General features: G+C 69.8%; 3 protein-coding genes. 1 reads left to right on the top strand and 2 read right to left on the bottom strand.

Features of this window, described 5'->3' with window-relative positions:
• Positions 1 to 132 precede the first annotated feature (132 nt).
• Together KME75_RS41485 and KME75_RS47380 are read right to left on the bottom strand one after the other, a co-directional pair.
• On the bottom strand, positions 133 to 648 hold the full coding sequence (locus KME75_RS41485; RefSeq protein ID WP_308283520.1) for a GNAT family N-acetyltransferase: 516 nt from the start codon (positions 646 to 648) through the stop codon (positions 133 to 135).
• A 140-nt stretch (positions 649 to 788) separates the two neighbouring features.
• The gene (locus tag KME75_RS47380) at positions 789 to 1,145 is read right to left on the bottom strand and encodes a Mu transposase C-terminal domain-containing protein (protein WP_219420456.1); all 357 of its coding nucleotides are present in this window, start codon (positions 1,143 to 1,145) and stop codon (positions 789 to 791) included.
• Between the two features lie 125 nt (positions 1,146 to 1,270).
• Here KME75_RS47380 and KME75_RS41475 point away from each other — a divergent pair.
• Positions 1,271 to 1,524: hypothetical protein (locus KME75_RS41475; RefSeq protein WP_219420455.1), on the top strand; the 254-nt coding region annotated here is incomplete at its 3' end.

Raw genomic sequence — 1,524 nt, 5'->3', positions numbered from 1 at the left:
ACGCCGCGATCGCGAGCTACGTCCGCTGGCGCAACACCCGAGCCCGACCCAAGACCAACTTCGCCGTCAACTCACCGATCCGCACCTGGACCAGTTACCCGGTCAAAGCTGCGTGACAAGCCACTAGCGCGATCACCCTGAGTGCGAGCTTCTTCCGTCCACTGGGCGCTTCGCAGGGGCGTACACCCAGGTCGTGAGCGTGTGCGCTCGATCTTTGATCCTTCGTTCGGTAGTGCCCGTCCGGACGAAGCCTGCGCGCTCCGCCGTTCGCTCGCTCGCGACGTTATCCGGGAAGGTGGCAAGCCCGATCTGTCGGTAGCCGGCTCTCCGCGCCCAGCCAGCGATCAAGGCTGCTGTGCGACCGGCCACGCCGGCTCCGCGGGCCGAGGGAAGCACGGCATAGAAGACCTCGATTGCAGCCGGGGGCGAGATCACCAGGCCCGCCTGACCACAGGCGTTGCCCTCGCGCTCGATCACCCACAGGGCGCCGCGCCCCTCGTCGCGCCGGTCGATCCATGCTGCGACGCGAGCACGAGCGGCACCTTCGTCGAGGTCAGCGGGGACGGTTGTCCAGTACGCCACGTCGTTGTCCTGGGAAAGGGCCTGTTCAACCGGCCAATGCGCGGGCGTGGCGGCACGTAGCGTGATTACGTCGTCGGCGAGCAGCGGCGGAGGCGACTCGACGTTAAAGTGGCTGCCGCTTGCTGTCGTCCACAGGGGCCGAGGGTGCGCCTGCCGAGAGTTGATCGCTAGTGCTGGGGAGGCGGGAACGGGGCGGTAGCCGGTAGCTACGCCGGGTCCGGCGTGGCTCTCGGTCCCGGTCGAGCTGGCATCCGTTGCTCAGGACTGAGGTGCAGCCGTACGTGCCGAGACCTCCTCGGCCACGGGATCGGCCGCAGCAACGGGAACGGCGGCCGACTCAGGCGTGCATAGTCGATCCCGGTCGGGGCCGGCGGGTCGGGTGGGGTTTCGGGTCGGGCCTTGACGTGGGAGTGGCGCCCGACGCGGTGCGGGATCGCGGTCCCGGCCGGGATCCCGCGCACTCGGACCGCGATGGTGGTGAGGTCGAACGGGTCGAATACCAGCTCGACCCGGTGCCCGACCAGGAGCGGGTCGACCTGATAGGTGTTGCCCTGCAACGACACCAGCCGGTCTTGGTGACCGTGCGGTGGGCCTCCCAGAGGAACGCCTCGGCCAGCGCGGCGGGGGTGGGGAGCCCGAACGGCCCACCGGCGTGCCAGCGCGCGAGCGGCGGTTGCCCGGTCTCGGAGTGGATCCGGCGGTGATAGACGGTCTCGACCCAGGCGGTGAACAGTCGGTTGAGCTCGCCCAGATCGGTGACCTGGTGCCGGCCGGGCTCGACGTCGGGATCGCCGGTGATCTCCCCGGTGATTTCCACGAGGAACTGCTCGCGGACGGTGCGGGTGGGGTCGGCCGCGCGGCGAGGTGCCCGCAGGAGCGGGTCCTTTTCCGCGCGGCCTCCCGCCGAACCGGACGTGACGGTTTCCCTGTCATCCGGCTCTC

It is taken from the genome of Pseudonocardia nigra (assembly GCF_019396355.1).
GTDB lineage: Bacteria > Actinomycetota > Actinomycetes > Mycobacteriales > Pseudonocardiaceae > Pseudonocardia > Pseudonocardia nigra.
The sequence above is the reverse complement of the archived record's forward strand: the minus strand, read 5'-3'. Positions and strand labels throughout refer to the sequence as shown.